The organism is Mangrovimonas yunxiaonensis, assembly GCF_000733475.1.
GTDB lineage: Bacteria > Bacteroidota > Bacteroidia > Flavobacteriales > Flavobacteriaceae > Mangrovimonas > Mangrovimonas yunxiaonensis.
Map to the genome: position 1 here is coordinate 597,589 of NZ_JPFK01000007.1, position 21,861 is coordinate 619,449.

At 39.1% G+C, this 21,861-nt stretch carries 23 protein-coding genes; 11 read left to right on the forward strand and 12 right to left on the reverse strand.

What is annotated here, in order from left to right:
* Positions 1-96 precede the first annotated feature (96 nt).
* A complete protein-coding gene (locus tag IA57_RS10135; protein WP_036122818.1) occupies positions 97-660 on the forward strand; it encodes a YceI family protein in 564 nt (187 codons plus the stop codon).
* Between the two features lie 23 nt (positions 661-683).
* On the opposite strand, the gene IA57_RS10140 is transcribed toward IA57_RS10135, so the two are convergent.
* Positions 684-1,907 carry a multidrug effflux MFS transporter gene (locus tag IA57_RS10140; protein WP_036122820.1) on the reverse strand — a complete coding sequence of 408 codons (1,224 nt, stop codon included), beginning with the start codon at positions 1,905-1,907 and terminating at the stop codon, positions 684-686.
* A gap of 279 nt (positions 1,908-2,186) precedes the next feature.
* On the opposite strand from IA57_RS10140, the gene IA57_RS10145 reads away from it, so the two are divergent.
* The 5 genes from IA57_RS10145 (at position 2,187) to IA57_RS10165 (ending at position 7,082) form a co-directional block, all read left to right on the forward strand.
* Positions 2,187-3,284 (forward strand): sensor histidine kinase, encoded by a 1,098-nt coding sequence (locus IA57_RS10145; RefSeq protein ID WP_036122825.1) that lies wholly within the window; start codon positions 2,187-2,189, stop codon positions 3,282-3,284.
* Between the two features lie 11 nt (positions 3,285-3,295).
* Positions 3,296-4,621, forward strand: coding sequence for a sigma-54-dependent transcriptional regulator (locus tag IA57_RS10150; protein WP_036122827.1), 1,326 nt, complete (start codon positions 3,296-3,298; stop codon positions 4,619-4,621).
* A gap of 363 nt (positions 4,622-4,984) precedes the next feature.
* A complete protein-coding gene (locus tag IA57_RS10155) occupies positions 4,985-6,280 on the forward strand; it encodes a Glu/Leu/Phe/Val family dehydrogenase (RefSeq protein ID WP_036122831.1) in 1,296 nt (431 codons plus the stop codon).
* A gap of 11 nt (positions 6,281-6,291) precedes the next feature.
* Positions 6,292-6,705, forward strand: coding sequence for a GreA/GreB family elongation factor (locus IA57_RS10160; RefSeq protein WP_036122833.1), 414 nt, complete (start codon positions 6,292-6,294; stop codon positions 6,703-6,705).
* Entirely contained in the window at positions 6,702-7,082 is a 381-nt protein-coding gene (locus IA57_RS10165; RefSeq protein ID WP_051881037.1) for a hypothetical protein, read from the forward strand. Before IA57_RS10160 ends, IA57_RS10165 begins: the two co-directional genes overlap by 4 nt.
* A gap of 75 nt (positions 7,083-7,157) precedes the next feature.
* On the opposite strand, the gene IA57_RS10170 is transcribed toward IA57_RS10165, so the two are convergent.
* The 7 genes from IA57_RS10170 to IA57_RS10200 all read right to left on the reverse strand — a co-directional run bounded on the left by IA57_RS10170 (position 7,158) and on the right by IA57_RS10200 (position 14,152).
* Positions 7,158-8,699 carry an acyl-CoA carboxylase subunit beta gene (locus IA57_RS10170; RefSeq protein ID WP_036122835.1) on the reverse strand — a complete coding sequence of 514 codons (1,542 nt, stop codon included), beginning with the start codon at positions 8,697-8,699 and terminating at the stop codon, positions 7,158-7,160.
* 269 nt (positions 8,700-8,968) lie between these two features.
* Positions 8,969-9,271, reverse strand: a complete 303-nt coding sequence (locus tag IA57_RS10175; protein WP_036122838.1) for a GIY-YIG nuclease family protein — start codon at positions 9,269-9,271, stop codon at positions 8,969-8,971.
* 257 nt (positions 9,272-9,528) lie between these two features.
* Positions 9,529-10,983 (reverse strand): acetyl-CoA carboxylase biotin carboxylase subunit, encoded by a 1,455-nt coding sequence (gene accC / locus IA57_RS10180; protein ID WP_036122841.1) that lies wholly within the window; start codon positions 10,981-10,983, stop codon positions 9,529-9,531.
* A gap of 44 nt (positions 10,984-11,027) precedes the next feature.
* Complete coding sequence (locus IA57_RS10185; RefSeq protein WP_308418514.1) at positions 11,028-11,510, reverse strand: acetyl-CoA carboxylase biotin carboxyl carrier protein subunit; 483 nt, start codon at positions 11,508-11,510, stop codon at positions 11,028-11,030.
* 32 nt (positions 11,511-11,542) lie between these two features.
* Positions 11,543-12,238: a PrsW family intramembrane metalloprotease gene (locus IA57_RS10190; RefSeq protein WP_036122843.1), complete on the reverse strand. Its 696-nt coding sequence runs from the start codon at positions 12,236-12,238 to the stop codon at positions 11,543-11,545.
* Between the two features lie 4 nt (positions 12,239-12,242).
* Positions 12,243-12,791 carry an NUDIX hydrolase gene (locus IA57_RS10195; protein WP_036122846.1) on the reverse strand — a complete coding sequence of 183 codons (549 nt, stop codon included), beginning with the start codon at positions 12,789-12,791 and terminating at the stop codon, positions 12,243-12,245.
* Positions 12,792-13,063: 272 nt separating this feature from the next.
* Positions 13,064-14,152, reverse strand: coding sequence for a M42 family metallopeptidase (locus tag IA57_RS10200; protein WP_036122849.1), 1,089 nt, complete (start codon positions 14,150-14,152; stop codon positions 13,064-13,066).
* A 129-nt stretch (positions 14,153-14,281) separates the two neighbouring features.
* Between IA57_RS10200 and IA57_RS10205 the strand changes: the two genes are divergently transcribed.
* Together IA57_RS10205 and trhA are read left to right on the forward strand one after the other, a co-directional pair.
* Positions 14,282-14,956 (forward strand): DUF4294 domain-containing protein, encoded by a 675-nt coding sequence (locus IA57_RS10205; RefSeq protein ID WP_036122851.1) that lies wholly within the window; start codon positions 14,282-14,284, stop codon positions 14,954-14,956.
* A gap of 5 nt (positions 14,957-14,961) precedes the next feature.
* Entirely contained in the window at positions 14,962-15,588 is a 627-nt protein-coding gene (gene trhA / locus IA57_RS10210; RefSeq protein ID WP_036122852.1) for a PAQR family membrane homeostasis protein TrhA, read from the forward strand.
* Between the two features lie 13 nt (positions 15,589-15,601).
* Here trhA and IA57_RS10215 read toward each other — a convergent pair whose 3' ends face one another.
* From IA57_RS10215 to IA57_RS10225, 3 genes are read right to left on the reverse strand one after another with little or no spacing between them, the layout of a single operon-like run.
* Entirely contained in the window at positions 15,602-16,030 is a 429-nt protein-coding gene (locus IA57_RS10215) for a DUF4268 domain-containing protein (RefSeq protein WP_036123356.1), read from the reverse strand.
* 19 nt (positions 16,031-16,049) lie between these two features.
* Positions 16,050-16,733: a ZIP family metal transporter gene (locus tag IA57_RS10220; RefSeq protein WP_036122854.1), complete on the reverse strand. Its 684-nt coding sequence runs from the start codon at positions 16,731-16,733 to the stop codon at positions 16,050-16,052.
* A complete protein-coding gene (locus IA57_RS10225; RefSeq protein ID WP_036122858.1) occupies positions 16,734-17,465 on the reverse strand; it encodes a class I SAM-dependent methyltransferase in 732 nt (243 codons plus the stop codon).
* Between the two features lie 91 nt (positions 17,466-17,556).
* On the opposite strand from IA57_RS10225, the gene IA57_RS10230 reads away from it, so the two are divergent.
* The 3 genes from IA57_RS10230 to IA57_RS10240 all read left to right on the forward strand — a co-directional run bounded on the left by IA57_RS10230 (position 17,557) and on the right by IA57_RS10240 (position 19,677).
* Positions 17,557-18,714 (forward strand): THUMP domain-containing class I SAM-dependent RNA methyltransferase, encoded by a 1,158-nt coding sequence (locus IA57_RS10230; RefSeq protein WP_036122860.1) that lies wholly within the window; start codon positions 17,557-17,559, stop codon positions 18,712-18,714.
* Between the two features lie 100 nt (positions 18,715-18,814).
* Complete coding sequence (locus tag IA57_RS10235) at positions 18,815-19,024, forward strand: hypothetical protein (RefSeq protein ID WP_036122863.1); 210 nt, start codon at positions 18,815-18,817, stop codon at positions 19,022-19,024.
* A gap of 17 nt (positions 19,025-19,041) precedes the next feature.
* A complete protein-coding gene (locus tag IA57_RS10240; protein WP_036122866.1) occupies positions 19,042-19,677 on the forward strand; it encodes a hypothetical protein in 636 nt (211 codons plus the stop codon).
* A 73-nt stretch (positions 19,678-19,750) separates the two neighbouring features.
* Here the strand turns inward: IA57_RS10240 and recG are convergent, their stop codons facing one another.
* Positions 19,751-21,850 (reverse strand): ATP-dependent DNA helicase RecG, encoded by a 2,100-nt coding sequence (gene recG / locus IA57_RS10245; protein WP_036122869.1) that lies wholly within the window; start codon positions 21,848-21,850, stop codon positions 19,751-19,753.
* Between the last annotated feature and the right edge of the window lie 11 nt (positions 21,851-21,861).

The following is a 21,861-nucleotide window of genomic DNA, read 5'->3' on the forward strand; positions in this document are numbered from 1 at the left end:
AAACTAGATTAACATGATTTGATAAACTGGTTTATTTTGAGTCATGTAGATATTTAAGAACTTTGTATCAACAAAAATGTAAAAAAACAAAATACAATGAAAACATTAGTCACTACAGCGCTTATAGCATTCGCAACATTTACAGCAACCGCTCAAAAACAAACTAAAACAGTTCATACAGACGAAAGCCAATTGGTGTGGAAAGGATACAAGGTAACCGGATCGCACGAAGGAACCATAGCCATACAATCGGGAGCTTTAGAGTTTGAAAACGATGTTTTGGTAGGCGGCGAATTTGTTGTTGATATGACCACCTTAGGATCGACAGATTTATCGGGAGAGTATAAAGATAAATTAGACGGCCACTTAAAAAGCGATGATTTTTTTGGTGTAGCTACTTATCCAACAGCAACCTTAACATTTTCAAAAGTAACGCCAACAGGTAAAAATGCTTACCAAGTGCAGGGCGACTTAACCATTAAAGGACGCACCAACCCCGTAACATTTGAATTGTCTGTTTACGGAAGCAAGGCCAATGCCGCGTTAAAAGTAGATCGTGCTAAGTACGATGTACGTTATGGATCGGCAAGTTTCTTCGACAACTTAAAAGATAAAACTATTTACGATGAATTTGATCTTGTAGCTGACCTACAGTTTTAAGTTCAATGATTGATTGATAGCGATTAAACCGCCTCTGCTACAGGGGCGGTTTTTTCTTTGGAAAAAAACATTAAAACAACCGATAGTAAACCACATACAGAAAATCCAATAAATAGTGGCAAAACACTATTAGAAACAAAGCTTCCTATGTAATTGGCAATAGGCACGGCCATAACCGTAGATAGAAATCCGTTAATAGCAGCACCAACCCCGGCAATATGCCCAACGGGCTCCATGGCCAAAGAACGCAGGTTGCCAAATAAAAAGCCAATGGCAATAAATTGTGAAGCAAAAAACATAACCAGCACCGAAAGGTCTGGGTTTTGACCGTTATAAAAAATAACCACATAAAGAATGGAAATGGCGCAAAATGCCAAAGCCGCAGTTTTAGCAATGGCCTTCATGCCAAAACGCATAACCAAAGCACTGTTTAAAAATGTGGCAAAACCAATGGAAATGGCTAAGCTGGCAAAGATATAAGGAAACAGGTCTGCGAGGTGGTATTGTTCTTCAAAAATATATTGTGAGGTGCTGAGGTATACCATAAACGAACCGGTAATCAAGCCGGATACCAAGGTGTAAACCACAGCGCTTTTCTGTTTAAAAAAAGCTTTGGTGCCATTTACAAAAAGTCCTACTGATAGCTTAGAGCGTTTTTCTTTAGGCAGAGTCTCAGGTTGTTTTTTCCAAAACCAATAAATTACCAAAACCCCGTAAATTAAATTCAGGTTGAAAATGGAATGCCAATCAAAAAACGTGATTAAAAACTGCCCTAAAGTTGGCGCAACAACAGGCACTAATATAAAAACCATTACAACTATCGACATGACCCGAGCCATATAATCGCCGCTGTACGTGTCTCTAACCATAGAAATACTTATGGTTCTAGGAGCGGCCAAACCAGCACCTTGTAAAATACGACCAAAAATCATCCATTCAAAACTTTGGGTCGAAACGCAGATAATGCTGGCAACGACAAAAAGTGAAAACCCAGCGTAAATAATGGGCTTTCTGCCGTAGCTATCAGATAGCGGCCCAAGAATTAATTGCCCAATACCAAGTCCTAAAAATATCATGGTAATTAGCAATTGGTTTTTGCTGGGGTCGGTAACATTTAAATCGTGCGCAATGTCTGGCAGAGCAGGAAGCAGAGCGTCAATACTTAGGGCTACAATAGCCATTAACGATGCCATTAAGCCTACAAATTCTATGTTGAGGCTGTCTTTGGTTTTAAGATTGTTTTGCATCTTTCAAAGGTATCATAAAAGCAGCTCGTATCCTGCTGTTAATACACGTTTGTTATAATTTTAACAGTTGCTTAATGGGAAAGCCTTCTTCAAGGCTTTGTGTCTAGACCTTCAATAGACTTTTTCTATTTAAAGTAAGCCTGTAAAAACCGTTTATATCATGATTTTTTAGAGAGGTATTTTAACGCTTTAGAGGTAAAAAAACAATGTTACATAGATTAACAATCTTATCTTTAAGATAAAGGTGTCTTCTATAGAATAAAACCGTAATTTTGCATCATGGAGGAACCAATTTCTACAGAAGATAAATTAAGGGAACGCATAAAAGAACTCACGTGTCTTTACACCATTAGCTCGTATATTGCCAATGCCGACCTTAATAACCTAACCCCAACGCTAGAGGCGATAGCCCGTAGCTTGTGCAAGGCAATACAGTTTCCAGAAGAGGCTGTTGTAGAGTTGTTTCTGGATGATATTTATGTTGAGTGGGGCAAAGATGCCACAGAAAAAGTATTTATGCTTTCGGCAATAAAAGCATTTAATCAGCCCATTGGTTCTGTAAAAGTAGGATACCCCAAAGAAGCGTATTCCAGCAACAGTTTTTTAGAAGAAGAAAAACAAATGCTTAATGCCGTTGCTTTAGAATTGGGCGATTTGTTTGAACGCAAGCAAATTGTAGAAAGCGATATGCGCTCTAAACGGCAAGTAGAGCGTGTAGATAGGTTAACCATTTTAGGTGAAATAACCGCGGGCATTGCCCACGAGCTAAACACCCCTTTGGCCAATATTCTTGGGTATGCCGAATTGTTGAAAGACGAGCTGCAAGGCAACAAAAAAGCCCTTACCGATCTGGAGCGAATTATAAGCAGTACCATTTATTCGCGTGAGGTTGTTAAAAAACTCATGTTTTTTTCTTGCGACATGCCACAGCACAAAACACAAACCAATATTGTGCCCATTATTACAGATGCCGTAAAGCTAATAAAACCTAATTTTAGCAAAAAGCAAATCGATTGTCGGGTGATAACCAGCTCAGAGGACATCCCGTATAAAGTCGACACCATACAATTAACCCAAGTGGTGTTTAATTTGGTGATTAACGCCATATATTTCTCACCAGAAAAAGGCACTATTTTAGTAGAAGTATTTGAGGACAAAAAGCACGTTTACATAACCATTTCAGACGAAGGCAGTGGTATACAAGCAACAGATGCCGAAGCTGTTTTCAATCCGTTTTATACCACCAAGCCGGTAGGCGAAGGCTCTGGGTTGGGGTTAAGCGTGGTTCATGGCATTGTAAAAAGCCATAAGGGCGACATATCGCATAGTCCCAATACGCCCCAAGGAACCATTTTTAAAATCAGTTTTCCAAAATAAAGATTACGTACATGCCATTACAAAAGGAAAATATATTGATAGTAGATGATGATGTTCATATTTTAGAGCTCATTCAGCGTCATTTAAAATCACTTAACTACCACACCTATAAAGCCATTTCGGTTAAAGAGGCTGTAGAAGTCCTTAAAGGAAAATCGATAGACTTACTAATTACCGATTTAAACATGCCGGGGGTAGGCGGTATGGAATTAATCAAGTACACCTCAGAACATTACCCGCAACTACCCAAGCTAATCGTTACTGGATACCCATCTTTAGACGATGCAAAGCAGGCCATGCGCTCTGGCGTTGTAGATTACTTAACCAAGCCCTTTACAAAAGACGAACTTAAGGTGGCTGTTGGTAAATCGTTGGCAGGATTAAAAAAGCGATCAGCTCCTACAAAATCACAGCCAAGTGCGGTTAGTTATGGCGATATTATCGGGCAATCGGAAGCCATAAAAAATGTTACCGATATTATAGAGCGCGTAAAAGACAACAAAGCTACTGTAATGATAACAGGCGATAGCGGTACCGGAAAAGAACTGGTGGCAAGGGCCATACATTATATGGGGAAATTTGCCTCGGCACCCTTTGTGGCTGTAAACTGCGGAGCCATACCCGAAAACCTTCTGGAATCGGAATTGTTTGGGTATGTAAAAGGCGCCTTTACAGGGGCTAACGAAGATAGAAAAGGCTTTTTTCAGGCCGCCAACAAAGGCACCATTTTTTTAGATGAAATAGGTAACGCCTCCATGGCAACACAATTGCGGTTGCTTAGAGTGTTACAGGAAAAGGAAATTACCCGAGTGGGGTCGAAAAAAACAGAACCGATTGATGTAAGGGTTATTGCGGCCACCAATTTTAACTTAAAAGAACGTATAGAGAAAGGGAGCTTTAGGGAAGACCTGTATTACAGGCTTACCGTTGTAGAAATTGAAGTCCCCAAACTTAAAGACAGAAAAGAAGACATCACCTTATTGGTAGATAAGTTTTTGCAAAAATATGGCGTAGAATATAAAGATAGGTTGTTAACCATGACCCCTGAGGCTTTAAACGCCTTAGAGCGGTATTCGTGGCCTGGAAATATAAGGGAGTTGGAGAACATTATCCAGCGAGCCGTGATTATGTGCGATAAGCAAATTACACTTCACGATTTGCCGGATTTTCTCAAGTATACCATAGAATTTCCAGAAAATAACGACACGTTGTTGCCGCTTAAAGATATAGAAAAACAATACATACTTAAAGTCTTGGCATTTACAGAGAATAATAAATCAAAAGCGGCCAAAATTCTTCAAATTGACCGCAAGACGTTAAACCAAAAAATACAATAGATTATTTCTGGGGAAAATCTCCACAGTGGGTAAAAATTCCCCAATGCAACACAATGCTGTTTGTTTAATAAAATCACGTTAATAATATGGATACCAGTTAGTTACATAATATTTCAGACCCAAGCTAACCTTTATGGCACAGCAATTGTTTTATAGCAGGCAATAATAAAATCGCAAAAATGAGAGAAAACAGTTTATGTGTTAATTGTAAGTTCAATACAGATTGTAGCTTAACGCCCAATAAAAGTTTTATTTGGTCGTGCAATGAATATGAGTTAGCGGAAACAAAACAAGAGACTCCTAAGAGTCCATCATTCGAAACATCAAATAATAAAATAGTAGAATTTGTCTAAAGTAAAAAATATGACATTAATAAAAGAATTGAAGAAGAAAGACCAGCCAAAGCAAGGAATGCTTGAAAATGTAATGAAGCAATTTGATTCAGCTTCTAAATTGGTAGGTCTTAATGAGAATATTAAAAAAATCCTTTCGGTAACCAATAACGAATTGATTATTCACTTTCCCGTACGTATGGACAACGGTGATGTTGAAATTTTTAAAGGTTACCGTGTACAGCACAACAATGCCCTAGGAGCCTATAAGGGCGGGCTTCGCTACCACCCAACAATCGATATAGATGCTGTAAAGGCGTTAGCCATGTGGATGACTTGGAAGACTTCTTTAGCTGGCCTACCTTACGGAGGCGCAAAAGGAGGAATTCAACTAGACCCTAAAAAATATTCAACATCAGAGCTTGAGCGTATTACAAGACGTTTTGCGTATGCTCTAGGAGAGAATATTGGCCCAGAGCACGATATTCCAGCACCAGACGTAAATACCAATGCACAAACCATGGCCTGGATTGCAGATACGTATATGTCTACAAAATCGCCTTCAGAGCGTTCAAAAAACCAACACGTTGTAACCGGTAAACCAATAGGTTCAGGTGGGTTAGAAGGCCGCGACAGAGCCACTGGTTACGGTGTGTTCTTAACCATTAAATATTGGGCAGCTAATAAAAATGTATCCCTAAAAGACAAAACCTTTATCGTACAAGGATTTGGTAATGTAGGGTATTGGGCCGCCTATTTTATGGAGCAAGAAGGCGCTAAGCTAGTAGGTGTTCAAGATGCATACGGCACCATTAAAAATGAAAAAGGTATTCCTGTAGAGGCTCTTTTAGATTACTCTAAAGCGAATGGTGGAAGCATAGTTGGTTTTGACCAAGCGCAGGATATGGACAAGGATGATTTCTTCGGATTGGCTTGCGATATCTGTATTCCAGCAGCATTAGGAAACCAAATTACCAAAGAAAACGCCAACGATATTAAAGCATTTTTAGTAGCCGAAGGCGCAAACGGACCAACAACTGTAGAAGCCGAGAAAATTTTACTTGAAAAAGGTATAGATGTTATTCCAGACATACTTTGTAACTCTGGTGGGGTAATCTGCAGTTATTTCGAATGGTTACAAAACCGAAATGGCGAGCTTTGGGAGCTAGAAGAAGTCTTGGTTAAACTAGACAAAAAGCTAAAAGAAGCTTTTAGAAAAGTTACCGAAACTTCAGAAGCAAAAGGTATAGACATGCGTTCTGCCGCTTATGTAATAGCCATAGAGCGTATAGAAAGAGCTTATGTACAACGCGGAATTTTCCCTTAATTAATAGCAATATGAAGTACGGAACCTTAATGTTAGAAAAAAAAGAGTTTGTAACCTTAAAACGTTTGTTGAATTTATCTGCTGAATACAAAGAAGACACCAGAAAATATTCAGTTAAGCGTTTGGCAGAAGAATTAAAAAACGCCAAGGTTGTAGATGAAAGTGATTTTCCTGAAGACGTTGTACGCTTTAACTCTTTGGTTACAGTATCGACAGAGGATAATGGTTGGGAAACAACATTCCAACTGGTATTGCCTACGGAAAGCCATGCAGCAATGAGTCGGGTTTCGGTATTGGCACCAATGGGATCTGCCGTTATGGGGTATGCAAAAAACGATACCATGGAATGGGAGTTCCCAGCTGGGGTTAAAACTTTAAAAATAAAAAACGTTCAACACAAAATAGAAGAAGAAATACAACTATGATGAGACTTGAAACTTATTTTGAACACGATTCAGACGATCAAATCCTGCAAAAACGTAGTCATGACGAGCTTAAATTATGGTTGCAGCAAATAAACTATAATGTGGAAGAAAGTGATAGGTTGGCTAAAATATCATCCAACGTGCTTAAAGATAGGGCTTTAAGAGATGCTTTTTTGGAAATGATTACTTATATGCAAGATGTTTTAAAAGAATTGAAAGCTTATGAGAAATCCATGCCTAATTATAAAGAATGCGATCATTTAGAGTGTGATATGTTCTATATAAACAAACATCAAAGTATAGGTCATAAATACTTAAATACAATTAAAGGCTATCAAAAAATAAAGGATACATTCTATTCCCAATTCTTACACTAAGTACTTGATTTATTTAGATGTTGATTGGTAGCAAGAGGCCAAAACGTTAAGTTTTGGCCTCTTTTTTGCTGTTTTTTATAACGGGATGTTGCCGTGTTTGCGCTTTGGGGCGTCGACATGTTTGTCTTCTAGCATGGCAAATGCTTTAATAAGCTTCCTTCTGGTGTCTTTTGGTAAGATAACTTCATCTACAAAACCACGCTCGGTAGCACTGTAAGGGTTGGCAAAGCGGTCGGCATATTCGGCTTCTTTTTCCTTCCACTTGGTTTCGGGATCTTCGGCGGCAGAAATCTCTCGTCTAAAAATAATCTCTGCAGCTCCTTTGGCCCCCATAACAGCAATTTCGGCACTTGGCCATGCAAAGTTCATATCGGCACCAATATGTTTGGAGTTCATAACATCGTAGGCACCGCCATAGGCTTTTCTGGTAATAACTGTAACTCGCGGTACGGTAGCTTCGCTAAATGCATACAGCAGTTTGGCCCCATGTACAATAATGCCATTCCACTCTTGGTCGGTTCCAGGCAAAAATCCAGGAACGTCTTCTAGGACTAACAAAGGAATATTAAAACTGTCGCAAAACCGCACAAAACGCGCTGCTTTTTTCGAGCTGTTTACATCTAACACTCCAGCCAAGAACATGGGTTGGTTGGCAACAATACCAATGGATTTTCCGCCTAATCTGGCAAAGCCAACAATAATGTTCTCGGCATGGTCTTTATGGATTTCATAAAACGAATCTGTATCGATAATGCCCGAAATCACATCGTGCATGTCGTAAGGTTTATTGGCATTGTCTGGAACAATATTAGATAATTGCTCACGAATTTCATCGTTTAATTCGTAGGGTAGTGCTTTAGGCTTTTCTTGGTTGTTTTGTGGTAGATAGCTTAGCAGTTTTTTTACATCTTCTAGGCAGGCTACATCGTTGGCAGAGGTTTTATGGGCCACCCCCGATTTTGTGGAGTGCGTACTTGCCCCGCCCAATTCTTCGCTGGTAACGGTTTCGTTGGTAACGGTTTTTACCACATTGGGGCCAGTTACAAACATGTAGCTGGTATTTTCTACCATTAGGGTAAAGTCGGTCATGGCGGGCGAGTATACGGCACCACCGGCACAAGGCCCCATAATGGCCGATAACTGTGGGATTACCCCCGATGCTTGAACGTTGCGGTAAAAAATATCGGCATAGCCACCAAGCGAGCGCACGCCTTCTTGAATACGTGCCCCACCAGAGTCGTTTAAGCCAATAATTGGCGCACCAACCTTTACGGCCAGATCCATAATTTTACAGATTTTCTCGGCATGGGTTTCCGATAGGGAGCCGCCAAATACCGTAAAATCCTGAGCGAACACATAAACCAAACGCCCGTTAATAGTGCCATAACCCGTTACCACACCATCGCCATAAAATTGCTGTTTGTCCATGCCAAACTCTTTGGTACGATGGGTAACAAGCGCGCCAATCTCTTCAAAAGAGCCTTCGTCCAATAAGTATTGTACGCGTTCTCTGGCGGTGAGTTTTTTCTTTTCGTGTTGTTTTTCAATGCGTTTCTTACCACCGCCTAAAAAGGCTTCGGTAAGTTTATTATTAAGATCTTTTATTTTGTCTTCCATAGGTGTTGTTTTCAGTTTTTAGATTCCGCATTGTTGTACGTAATGACAGGGGTAACATGCTTTTTGTCATTCTGTGCTCCGACGCAGGATCCACTGCGTTTATTTTTCTTGGATTCCGCATCGTAGTGCGGAATGACAAGTTGAATGTATTTTGTTATTCTGCATTATGATGCAGGGTTTGTTTATTTCATTTTTTTGATTCCGTATTGTTGTACGTAATGACAGGGGTAACATGTTTTTTGTCATCCTGCGCTACGACGCAGGATCCATTAATATATCCAATCTTTAGCTAAATCATTCCATTTGCCATTATCTTTTTCAATAAGGTCTATTTTCCATTGTCTGTTCCAATTTTTTAATTGCTTTTCTCTTTTAATGGCATCGTTCACATACTGAAACTGCTCAAAGTAAACCAATTTATCTAATTCATATTTTTTAGTAAACCCTGCTCTCAATTTGTTTTTATGCTCAAACATTCTGCGTTCTAAGTCGTTTGTCATGCCAATATAGAGTGTTCCATTTTTTTTGTTTGAAAGAATATATACATAAAATTGATAATAATTTCCTTTCATTTTAATGTTTTTAGATTCCGCATTACCAAATCAAGTTTGGTACAGGCTCTGTGCGGAATGACAATGTGATTATGTTCTGTCATTCTGCGCTACGACGCAGGATCCACTGCGTTTATTTTTCTTGGATTCCGCATCGTAGTGCGGAATGACAAGTTGAATGTATTTTGTTATTATGATACAGGTTTTTTTGTTTCATTTTTTTGATTCCGTATTGTTGTACGTAATGACAGGGGTAACATGTTTTTTGTCATCCTGCGCTACGACGCAGGATCTACGTTTGGTACGCGTAGTTGTTTTTTGTCTTCTAAATATTGTTTCACGGCAATTAGAGCAGCCATACGGGCTTCGTCCTTTTGATTTTCTTGTAAGGCTTCTGGTGAATAGTATTTCTTTACAAAATGCGTATCGAAATTCCCAGAGCGAAAGGCTTCATGTTGGCATACAAACGTTCCAAAGGGTAGGGTTGTTTCTACCCCTTTTATATGGTAGTTGTTAATGGCTTTTAACATGACTTCTATAGCTTCTTCACGAGAATTTCCATAGGTAATTAATTTTGAAATCATGGGATCGTAATAAATAGGAATATCCATTCCTTCTTCAAAACCGTTGTCTACGCGAATGTTATCACCTTCGGGAAGTTGGTAGGTTTCTAGTTTGCCTACACTTGGCAGGAAATTGTTTAATGGGTCTTCGGCATAAACACGTAACTCTAAAGCGTGGCCTTTAATGCTTAAGTCGGCCTGCTTAATAGGAAGCACTTCACCGCGAGCCACACGAATTTGATACTCTACTAGGTCGGTGTCTGTAATGAGTTCGGTTACAGGGTGTTCTACCTGTAGGCGTGTGTTCATTTCTAAAAAGTAGAAGTTATGTTGGTCGTCTAATAAAAACTCAACGGTTCCGGCGCCTACATAGTCGCAGGCCTTAGCCACGCTTACTGCAGCCTTACCCATAGCGTCTCTAAGCTCTGGTGTTAAAACTGCCGATGGCGCTTCTTCAACTACTTTTTGGTGGCGGCGCTGTATGCTACATTCGCGCTCAAATAAGTGTACAATGTTTCCATGGGTATCGGCCATGATTTGTATTTCAATATGTCTTGGCGAGGCCACATACTTCTCAATAAATACCGAACCATCACCAAAGGCATTAACGGCTTCACTAATGGCGCGATCCATTTGCGATTCAAAATCGGCTTCCTTTTCAACAATACGCATCCCTTTTCCGCCACCGCCAGCAGAGGCCTTTATTAAGATAGGGAACCCAATGTCTGTGGCAATATTTTTGGCTTTAGAAATATCTGTAATGGCTTCGTCGGTTCCAGGAACCATAGGAATATTGTAAGCTTTTACGGCTTCTTTGGCAGCCAATTTACTTCCCATAACTTTTATGGCTTTGCTTTTGGGGCCAATAAAGATAATGTTGTTGGCTTCGCATAATTCGGCAAAGTCGGCGTTTTCAGAAAGAAAACCATAACCGGGATGAATAGCATCTACGTTAAGGTCTTTGGCGACTTGTATAATTTTATCACCTAATAAGTACGATTGATTGGAAGGTGCTTCGCCAATGCAAACCGCTTCATCGGCAAATTTTACGTGTGGTGATTGCCTGTCTACAGTAGAATAAACGGCTACTGTTTTAAGTCCCATTTTTTTAATGGTTTTCATGACTCTTAATGCAATTTCACCGCGATTGGCAACGAGTATTTTTTTCATTGAAAATATGTTTTCAATTTTCACAAAGGTGAAAATCTAATGTGTTATTCGAATTCTAATAATAATTGATTTTTATCTACAGCATCGCCTTTGGAGACCGAAATGGATTTTATAACGCCATCTCTAGGCGAGGTGAGGACATTTTCCATTTTCATGGCTTCTAAAATCAACAGGGTGTCATCTTCTTTTACTTCCTGTCCAACGCTAACATTAATATCTAAAATAAGGCCAGGCATAGGGGCTTTAATGTTGTTAATGTGTTTGGTGACCCCTAGTTCGAAGCCCATTTCTTTTATAAGGCGGTCCAAGGTGTCTTCAACATTAATGGTATAAACCGTGTTGTTTATGGCTACTTGATAGGTTTTGTTGTTGAGGTCTTTTGAAAGGACTTGGGCTTTATAGGACGTGTGTTGTTGTAACACGTGATAGGTGTTTTTGGTGGTGGCAATGGCGTCTAGATTTGAAATATCGTCTTGAGAGATTTCAAAGCTATCTACGCCATTTACGGTAACATGGTACATGTGCATATATCTGTTTTTTGTGGTGTAAATATAAGGATTTATAGGTGTTTTTTACGGTCAGCTATTTTAAAGTGTGACCTATTTTGGTGACGTTTAATAGCTTTTCTGGATAAAATGAGACCGATACCCAAGGATATGAAGGCGCCAACCCAAACACCGGGAATAAAATCGATAAACAAGAAAAAGTCGTAAGCCCCATGAAAAATAATGGCAAGGAGTAAGCCTAACAAGTTAAGCAAGCCTCTGTTTTTACCGGCAAATTTTGCTTTACCCATAAAATAGCCCATTAAAATACCAAAGGTGGCGTGTGCCGGAACTGCAGTAAAGGCTCGTAGTAAGGCCGTTTTATAGCCGCCGTCTAAAACATACATGATATTCTCGGTAGCGGCAAACCCCATGGATACCATAACGGCGTACATAATACCATCGTAAGGTTCGTTAAAAGCAGGTTTAGGTTGGTTGTAAAACCGAACGACAATATACTTGCTAAATTCTTCGGTAAAGCCAACAATAAAAAAGGCTTTTATAAATTGTTGAAACACTACAGAACTATCCAATGGTAAAATGTAATCAAAAATCACATACATGATCGTGGTGATAATAATGCTTATAAATGCACCAAACAAAAAACTGTAGAGTAGGAGCAGTTTGGGTTCTTTTTCGTATTTATCTTTAATATAGATGTATAGAATAATGGTGAAAACGGGGGCGAGCGCAAAAATAATAAGGTTCATATCGCTAAAGTACAATTTTAATTTGGTCTAAAATAGCAGTGTAGTAACTTGAGTTTGATGCTATAAAATGGTTGTTGGTTTGGCTGTGCTTTAGGAGGCCTTCAAACATGCTAGTACTAACAAGTTTTAAGTTTTCAACCTCATTGGGTTGGGGTTTTAATTGTTCTATGGGTATTTGTAATTTAGCAATAAAGGTGTGGTGAAATTCATTGTCAATAATACCATTGTCATAATGTTGAAAACACGGGAACACACCTATTTTAAGTAATTCATGTTCTTGTAAGGTTAAGCCTATTTCCTCTTGTGTTTCTCTTATGGTTGCTTGCTCTATGGTTTCTCCTGCATCTACATGACCTGCTACAGATACATCCCAAAGTCCAGGACAAATGGCTTTTGTAAAACTGCGTTGTGCCAATAAGATTTCACCTGCTTTTGTGTATAACCATAAATGGGCTGTGTTATGGTAATGGCCCTTGCTGTGAATGATTGATTTTAAAGCTGTTTTACCTGTTGGGTTACCAGAGGCATCAACAATGTCAATGAATTCATCCATAGAAAAAATAGTTGGTCATATCGAGCGGAATCGAGATGCTTTTTTTGATGGACAACTTTTTGAGTTCTCGACTACGCTCGAACAGACATATTTTGTTTTATTCAACTGTTAGATTGCCACGACCTAAAGGTCTCGCAATGTCGGGTTGCGGTTTTTCGATTTCAGCTTCGTTTTATCTTCAGCTTCTATACTTTGTCACTTTGGTGCTTTGAAAATCAGAAACTTTGCCACTTCAATTTTGTCTTCAAGGCCTCGCAATGACATTCACTATCTTATTTAAAATATGAAAACGTATCGCCTTCCTCAATCTTCAATAAGGTTTCATAAATCAGTTTAATAACGTTTTCCACATCATCACGATGTACCATTTCTACGGTAGTGTGCATATAACGTAATGGTAACGAGATTAAAGCAGAAGCCACACCGCCATTACTATATGCAAAGGCATCGGTATCGGTTCCTGTAGCTCTCGATAAAGCAGAGCGTTGGAACGGGATGTTTTTTTCTTCGGCAGTATCGGTAATTAAGTCGCGTAGTTTTTGCTGTACAGCAGGCGCATAAGCCACAACAGGACCAAGACCTAGTTCCAAATGACCTTCTTTTTCTTTTTTAATCATTGGGGTCGTGGTATCGTGCGTCACATCGGTAACAATGGCCACGTTAGGCTTTATGGTTTGGGTAATCATTTCTGCACCACGTAAACCAATTTCTTCTTGTACCGAGTTGGTAATGTACAGCCCAAAGGGTAGTGTCTTTTTGTTTTCATGTAGCAAACGTGCCACTTCGGCAATCATAAACCCGCCCATACGGTTGTCTAAAGCGCGACAAACAAACTTATCGCCATTTAAAATATGGAATTCATCGGGGTAGGTAATTACGCAGCCTACATGTACGCCCATTTTTTCAACTTCCTCCTTGTCTTTAGCGCCAACATCAATGGTAATGTTTTCTAGGGTTGGAGCTTGTTCTTTTGCTTTGTCTCTGGTGTGTATGGCAGGCCAGCCAAAAACTCCTTTAACAATGCCGTTTTTTGTGTGGATGTTTACCACCTTACTTGGTGCGATTTGGTGATCGCTACCACCGTTTCTAATAACGTGAATTAAGCCATTGTCGGTAATGTAGTTTACGTACCAAGAAATTTCATCGGCATGTCCTTCAATAACCACTTTGTATTTGGCATCGGGATTAATTACGCCAACGGCAGTTCCGTAAGTGTCCGTAATAAAAGTATCAACATAAGGTTTTAGGTAGTCCATCCAAAGTTCTTGTCCGGTCCATTCGTAACCTGTTGGAGCAGCATTGTTTAAATATTGCCCTAAAAATGTGATGGATTTTTTATTGAGTATGCTCTTTTTTGCCATAAAATAATTTTTGCACTAAAATAATAATATTAATACGATTTTAAGGGTTATGCCTTTGTAAATTGTTAATTTTAAACCCAGTTTTTGGAATGGTTTTAGATAATTAATTGTCTATATATTTTAAAACACGTGGCAAGACAAATCATCTACATATTACTATTGTGGCCCATTTTTGGTTTTGGTCAAGGGAGCCTTGAACCTGAAAAGGACTCTCTGGAGGGTAAGTATATTATTGTTAAAGGCGATTCTATACCCCGAAAGGCCATTGATTTAGAAGAGGTTATGATTCTTCATAAACTGAAATTTGATGACAAGCTAGCAAGAAGGCGGTATCTTATTTTAAGACGAAAAACCATAAAGGTGTTTCCGTATGCAAAATTGGCTGCCGAACGTTTGGAAACATTAACGCAGCGTTTGGCCGATATAGAAAACAAACGAGAGAAGAAACGCTATACCAAAATTATTCAGAAATATATAGAAGAAGAATTTACCGAAGAATTGAAGAACCTAACCAAAACCGAAGGGCAAATCTTGGTTAAGCTAATTCATAGGCAAACAGGAGTTACAACTTTCGATTTGGTTAAGGATTTACGCAGTGGCTGGCGGGCATTTTGGTACAATAGCACAGCAAACGTGTTTAACATATCGCTTAAAGAAACGTTTGATCCCGAAAACGATAAAGAAGATTACTTGATTGAGGATATTTTACAGCGAAATTTCCAGAATGGTACGTTAGAATACCAGAAATCTGCCTTGGAGTTCGATTTTTACGAACTCACCAATAAATGGCTGGCTAACAAATAGTAACCATGCGTATACAAACCCCTCTTGAAGAGAAACTTAATGCAGGAACACATGCTATAGGTGCGTTGTTTGGCCTTGTTGCCCTAGTGCTAATGGTGGTTTACCAAACCAACAAAACCCATTGGGGCTTGTTTAGTGTAACGGTGTATGGGGCCTCTATAGTTTTGCTATTTTCATTTTCTACCTTGTACCATTATTTTCAACGGGAAAAATTAAAACATTACTTTAGGGTTTTAGACCACATTGGCATTTACGTATTAATTGCAGGTACTTATACTCCTGTTAGTTTAATTGCGTTAGAGCATAGCAAGGGATGGCCGTTGTTTTGGTGGGTTTGGGGTATTGCTGCCTTTGGCCTTGTTTTAAAGCTTTTTTTTACAGGGCGCTTCGAAGTTTTCTCGCTACTACTGTACCTAGTTATGGGGTGGCTTATTGTTTTCGATTTTAACTCGCTGTCCGAGAGTGTTGGCGCAAACGGGGTGTTGCTGCTTTTTATGGGCGGGCTAGCTTATACGGTGGGAATTGTGTTTTACGCCATAGAGCGTATACCGTTTAATCATGTTATATGGCACCTATTTGTACTAACGGGCGCGGTATGCCATTTTTTTATGGTGTTTTTCTTTGTTATTTAAAGCCAGAGCAATTCTAAGGCTTAATAATGTCTTTATATTCTTCAAAAAAGGCTTCAAAAAGAATCATGTTGGTGTTAAAAAAAACCATCACATCTTGCCAGCTGTTTTTGTTGTGAATGCTAACCTTGCCTTCTAAAGGGAGGTAAATTCTGGAGATTTCTTTCCCATTATCTAAGAAATATTCCTCTTCGTAAATAATATCTGGTAAATATTCATTGGTAAGAATCGTTTTTAAAGCAACTAATTTTTCCCAACACATAATGCGATTTTCCAAATCGTCCTCAAGGTCTAAGGTAATAAAGGCTTTTTTGGTATCGAAATGAAACTTAAAGCTTAAGCCTTTTATTTTGGTATGGTATAAAATCCATTTCCGGGGGAAGGATTTCCCAAAACTGGTCCAAAATTCTTCACGTAATTGTCTGGAGGCTTCTTTTGAAAACACGGTTTTGTTTCTTTTTAATTTAAATAATATAAGCAATGCCAATGCCTAACAGGATGGCAATGAGCTTGCTATAGCTGAGCTTGTGATTGTGGCCGGCTTCATTCTCAAATAAAATAATGGTAGCAATATGAAAAAAGATACCTATAACCAAAGCGTGAATGCTTAACAGCAAGGTTTCGTTCATGTCTACCTGGTTGGAAATAAAGGTGCCTATGGGAGTCATTAATCCAAAGAGCGTTAAAAAAATGACCATTTGAATTTTTGAGAATTTAGATTGCACCAAAAATGAGGTAATTAACATGGCAATTGGAATTTTATGAATTAACACACCATAAACCATGTCGTTGTGCTCGTGAATAGGGAAGCCTTCTAAAAAACTGTGTAGGCACAAACTTAAAAACAATAACCAAGGAAACTTGTTGTTGTGTTGGTGAATGTGTATGTGCCCATGTTCGGCCCCTTTCGAGAAAAACTCCAAAATTACCTGTAGCAAAATGCCCAGCATAATAAATACTCCTGTATGTTTAGCATTTAGGTGGTGGTAAACTTCTGGCAAAAGCTCGAATAGGGTCATGGCGAGTAAAAATGCGCCACTAAATGCCAATAACGGCTTTAGGTAGCCCTTTTGCTGGTGTTTAAAAACAGTTACTAGAACAACGCCAAGAACAACGGCTAGCATGGGTAAAAGATAAGCTGTAATCATTTAATTGAAAATCATGATTAAACGTTCGGATGTTTTTGGGCTAAATTTACTTAAATTATAATCGCCAAACACATCCAGTAAATAAATACCGGCGGCATTAAACATGTGTTCAAAGTCTTTTAGTCGCAATGCTTTTACGCGTTCTTTAAATTCGAAATGCTGACCTTCGTCTGTAAAGGAAATGGTTTTAACAATGTGCCCGTCGCTATAGCTTCGCTTTTGGTTAAAGGTAATGCCATTGATGTTTTTTTCGTCCTCGGCAACTAAATGATCGAGTACAAAATCGACATTCATAAAATCGATAACGCCAAAACCATGGGGTTTAAGGTTGTCTTTAATGGCCTTAATGGTTTTTAAATTATTGCTGTCGTCTTCAAAATATCCAAAACTGGTAAAAAGGTTAAAAACAGCATCAAACTTTTCGCCATAGGGTAAGGACATGTCGTGAACCTTAAACGTTAGGCGGTCATTTTCAAATTGCTTGGCGTGGGCTATGCTACTTTCAGATAAATCTGCACCAACCACATTATAGCCTAAGCCATTTAAAAAAACGGCGTGTCTTCCTTTGCCGCAAGCAAGGTCTAAAATTTTACCATCTTCAGGTAAATTTAAGTAGGCCGTTAGGTTGTTCATAAACAATTCGGCTTCTTTATGGTCGCGGTCCTTATACAGTGTGTGGTAGTAAGGGGTGTTAAACCAAGAGGCGTACCATTGTGTTGTATCTTTTGTCATAGGCGTTTTTCGAACTGAGCCGTCTCTTTTTTGTTTTAGGCTTATCTTGCCACAAAAATACTGTATTTTTGCATTCTATTTTTTATAAGAAATGGAGAATAATTTTAACATGGTTGCCAAAACCTTATTTGGCTTTGAAGAATTACTAGCTAAAGAGCTAAGACAATTAGGTGCTCAAGACGTGAAAGTGGGGGTGAGAAACGTAAGTTTTGTAGGTGATAAAGGCTTTATGTACAAGGCCAATTTGGGTTTGCGTACAGCAATAAAAATATTAAAACCTATTAAAACGTTTCAGTTGCACCATGAAGACGATTTGTATAAGATGGTCTATAAGTTGCCATGGGAGAAGTATTTAAAACCAACGGGAACTTTAGCGGTTGATGCTACGGTACACTCCAACGTGTTTAAGCACTCGAAATACGTGGCGTTACGTACCAAGGATGCTATTGTTGATAAGTTTAGGGATACCACAGGAAAACGCCCCGATGTGGATTTAAGGTTTCCCGATTTAAAAATAAATGTCCATATCGATAGGCAGCGTTGTACCATTTCCTTAGACAGCTCTGGCGAGTCTCTGCACCAACGTGGGTACAAATTGGCAACAAACATAGCGCCAATTAACGAGGTTCTGGCCGCCGGTATGATTATGCTGTCTGGCTGGGATGGACAGAGCGATTTTATAGACCCCATGTGTGGTAGTGGTACCATTTTGGCCGAAGCCGCTATGATTGCCTGCAACATACCGCCAAACTTAATGCGTAAAGAGTTTGCTTTTGAGCGTTGGCAGGACTGGGATGTCGATCTTTTTGAAACGATTGAAGCGTCACTACTGAAGAAAACACGGGATTTTCACTACAAAATTATAGGGTACGATAAAGCCCCGTCTGCAGTAAGAAAAGCCAAAGACAACATAAAAAATGCGCATTTAGAGGATTTTGTAACCATAGCGCATGAAGATTTCTTTAAAACCGAAAAGCCAACAGAAGGCAAGTTGCACATGGTATTCAACCCGCCCTATGGCGAGCGTTTGGAGATTAATATGGAGCAGTTTTATAAAGCCATTGGTGACACCCTAAAGCAAAGCTACCCAGGAACGGATGCTTGGCTCATTACATCAAACTTAGAAGCGTTAAAACACGTTGGTTTGCGCCCCTCAAGAAAAATAAAACTGTTTAACGGAAAACTAGAATCCCGTTTGGTAAAATACGTGATGTACGAAGGCAGTAAAAAAGCCAAATTTAATAGCTAACAGGTCGTGCAAACAATAAAAATTGTAAAAAAACACTGATTAAAAAAACCAAAAGACCAGTGTTGTTCGTAACTTTAACACGAACACTAAAATATCTTATATGAAAACAATTATCAAAACAATGCTTTTGTCCTCTGTAGTTTTTGTGTTATCGTGCAGAGACGATAATAAAGAAAAAGAAGCAGAAGAAACACAAGCCGTTGTCGAGCAAATTGAAGCTGCAGAAGTAGAAGTAAAACAAGCTGCCGAAAACGTTCATGAAAATGAAGAAGCGCTTAAAACAGCTATGAAAGAACTAGATAGTATCTAAATAAAAAAAAGAAAACCATGAAAGTGATAAAAAGAATGGCTTTGCTTGCCGTGTTGCTAACGTTTGCGTTAAATACAGCAACGGCTCAAGAAAAAGCAAATAAAAACAAAATAGAGAAAGCAGTAAAAAACGAAGCGAAAGCTGTAAAGAACGATAAGGTTAAAGCAACCAAAGAAAAAGGCAAAGCGCTTAAATCTGAAGCCAATGAAATGGCTAAAGAGAATAAAGAGCAAGCGAAAGAGCAGGCTCAGAAAATGAAGGAGAAAAAAGAGGCGCTACAACACGAGGCGAAAGAGGTTAAAGGAAAAGCCCACGCTTACGGCCAAAATAAAGAAGGCTTATCCGGACGCGAGTTTGGACAGGCTAGAGCTGCAGAAGCTAAGTCTATGCTTAAAGAAGAAAAGCGTAAGTTAGAAGAAGATGAAGTAACGTTAGAGCGCAACAAAAAACGCATATACGAGGCCAGAGAACGTTTGCGAACAACTAAAGAAGAAGGTGAAATTTCTGAAGAGGAGCTAAAGCTTAAAGAGGAAAAAATCTTGAATGCCGAACGAGCATTAAAAGACTTCGAAGCGGCCATTCAAAAAAAGAAAGCCGTTATAAAGGAGCAGGGTGTTTTACTTTCTAAGCTTTACCAAGAGGAAAAACAATAGGCTTTCTTCAAAAAAAATAAACATTAAAGTGCTACAGTTTTGTAGCACTTTTTTTATGGCGTGGTAAAAGCTGTTAACTAATGTAGTTCCAGATGTTTTTAAACTTGCTAAGCTGCCTGTAGGTCTCCAAAACAACTTTGTTTTTAGGTAAAGCTAACTTTGGATCTTCTTGCAAGAGTTTTTTAGCGTAATAACGCGCACTTTGTAAAATAGCCTTGTCTTTAATAATATTGGCAATTTTAAGGTTAAGAACGCCGCTTTGTTGCGTTCCCATAATATCGCCTGGGCCGCGAAGCTTTAAATCCACTTCGGCAATTTCAAAGCCGTCATTTGTGCTAACCATGGTCTCTAAACGGGTCTTACTATCGTTAGAGAGTTTATGACTGGTCATTAAAATACAATAACTTTGTTCGGCACCTCGGCCAACACGGCCCCGTAACTGGTGGAGTTGCGATAGGCCAAACCGCTCGGCACTTTCAATAACCATAACCGATGCGTTAGGCACATTAACACCCACCTCAATTACCGTAGTAGCTACCATAATTTGCGTTTCACCTTTGGCAAAACGTTGCATTTCATAATCCTTGTCGGCGGGTTTCATTTGTCCATGCACTATGGAAATTTGATATTTTGGTGCGGGAAAATCACGGGCAATACTTTCGTAACCATCCATCAAATCCTTATAGTCCATTTTTTCGCTTTCTTGAATTAATGGATATACGATATATACCTGCCTGCCTTTGTCGATTTCATCCCGAATAAATCGGAAGACTTTTAAGCGATTATTATCGTATCTATGCACTGTTTTTACAGGGCGCCTTCCCGGAGGTAATTCATCGATAATCGAGAGGTCTAAATCGCCATAAACCGACATAGCCAAAGTGCGGGGAATAGGGGTGGCCGTCATGACCAAAATATGTGGTGGATGGTCGGTGCCTTTATGCCATAATTTGCTTCTTTGCGCCACACCAAAACGGTGCTGTTCATCTATAATGGCGAGTCCTAAATGTTTAAATTTCACCTTGTCTTCAAGTAAGGCGTGCGTGCCAATTAAGATCTGTAAATCGCCATTTTCTAAAGATTCATGAATGTGTTTTCTTTCTAAAGTGTTGGTTGAGCCTGTGAGTATTTTTATACTGATATTCAGCATGTTACACCAATCTAAAAGTCCGTTATAGTGCTGAACTGACAAAATTTCAGTCGGTGCCATTAGACAGGCTTGAAAACCGTTGTCAAGTGCGATTAACATTGACATGAAGGCGACTATTGTCTTGCCCGAACCTACATCACCCTGTAATAAGCGGTTCATTTGTGCATGGCTCCCCAAATCTTGTCTAATTTCTTTTATAGCGCGCTTTTGGGCATGGGTTAAATTAAAAGGTAAATGGTGGGTGAAAAATGTGTTAAAATAATTGCCGACTTTATCAAAAGTGTAGCCTTTAATTTTCGATTTGTGAATAAGGTTTTTTAAAATTAATTGCAGTTGAATATAGAACAATTCCTCGAATTTTAAACGAAATTGTGCTTGGGCTAAAAGGGCTTGATTTTTTGGAAAATGCACATTTAAAACCGCCTCATTTTTTGGGAGTAAATTTAGGGCGTTTAAAAGGTCGTCCGGAAGGGTTTCTGCAAACTTGTTTTTGGATTCTAAAAACAGCTGCTGCATAATTTTATTTACCACCCTATTGGTTATGCCTTTATTGGTTAATTTTTCGGTAGACGGGTAAATAGGTTGCATGGCAACACGCAAACTTTTCTTGTGATCTTCCAGTGGTTCTATGTCTGGGTGGGGCATGCTAAAGGTGCCATTAAACCAATTGGTTTTTCCAAAAATAACATAAGCCTTGTTTGGGGTTAGGCTGTCTCTAATCCATTTTTGCCCCCGAAACCATACCAATTCCATTGTGCCGGTATCGTCCTGAAAGGTTGCCACTAAACGTTTTCCGCGTTTTTGGGCCACTTCCCGAAACCGTACAATCTTTCCAATAATTTGAACTTCAGAAGAGTTTCGCTGCAGCTCGTTAATCTTGTAATAGTGCGTGCGATCCAAATACCTGTTGGGAAAAAGGTTAAGCAAATCTTGATAAGTGTAGATGCTTAACTCTTTTCGCAAAAGATCGGCACGGTTGGGGCCAACGCCTTTTAAATAGTCTATGGGAGTTTGGAGGTTGATATTTTTTTAAG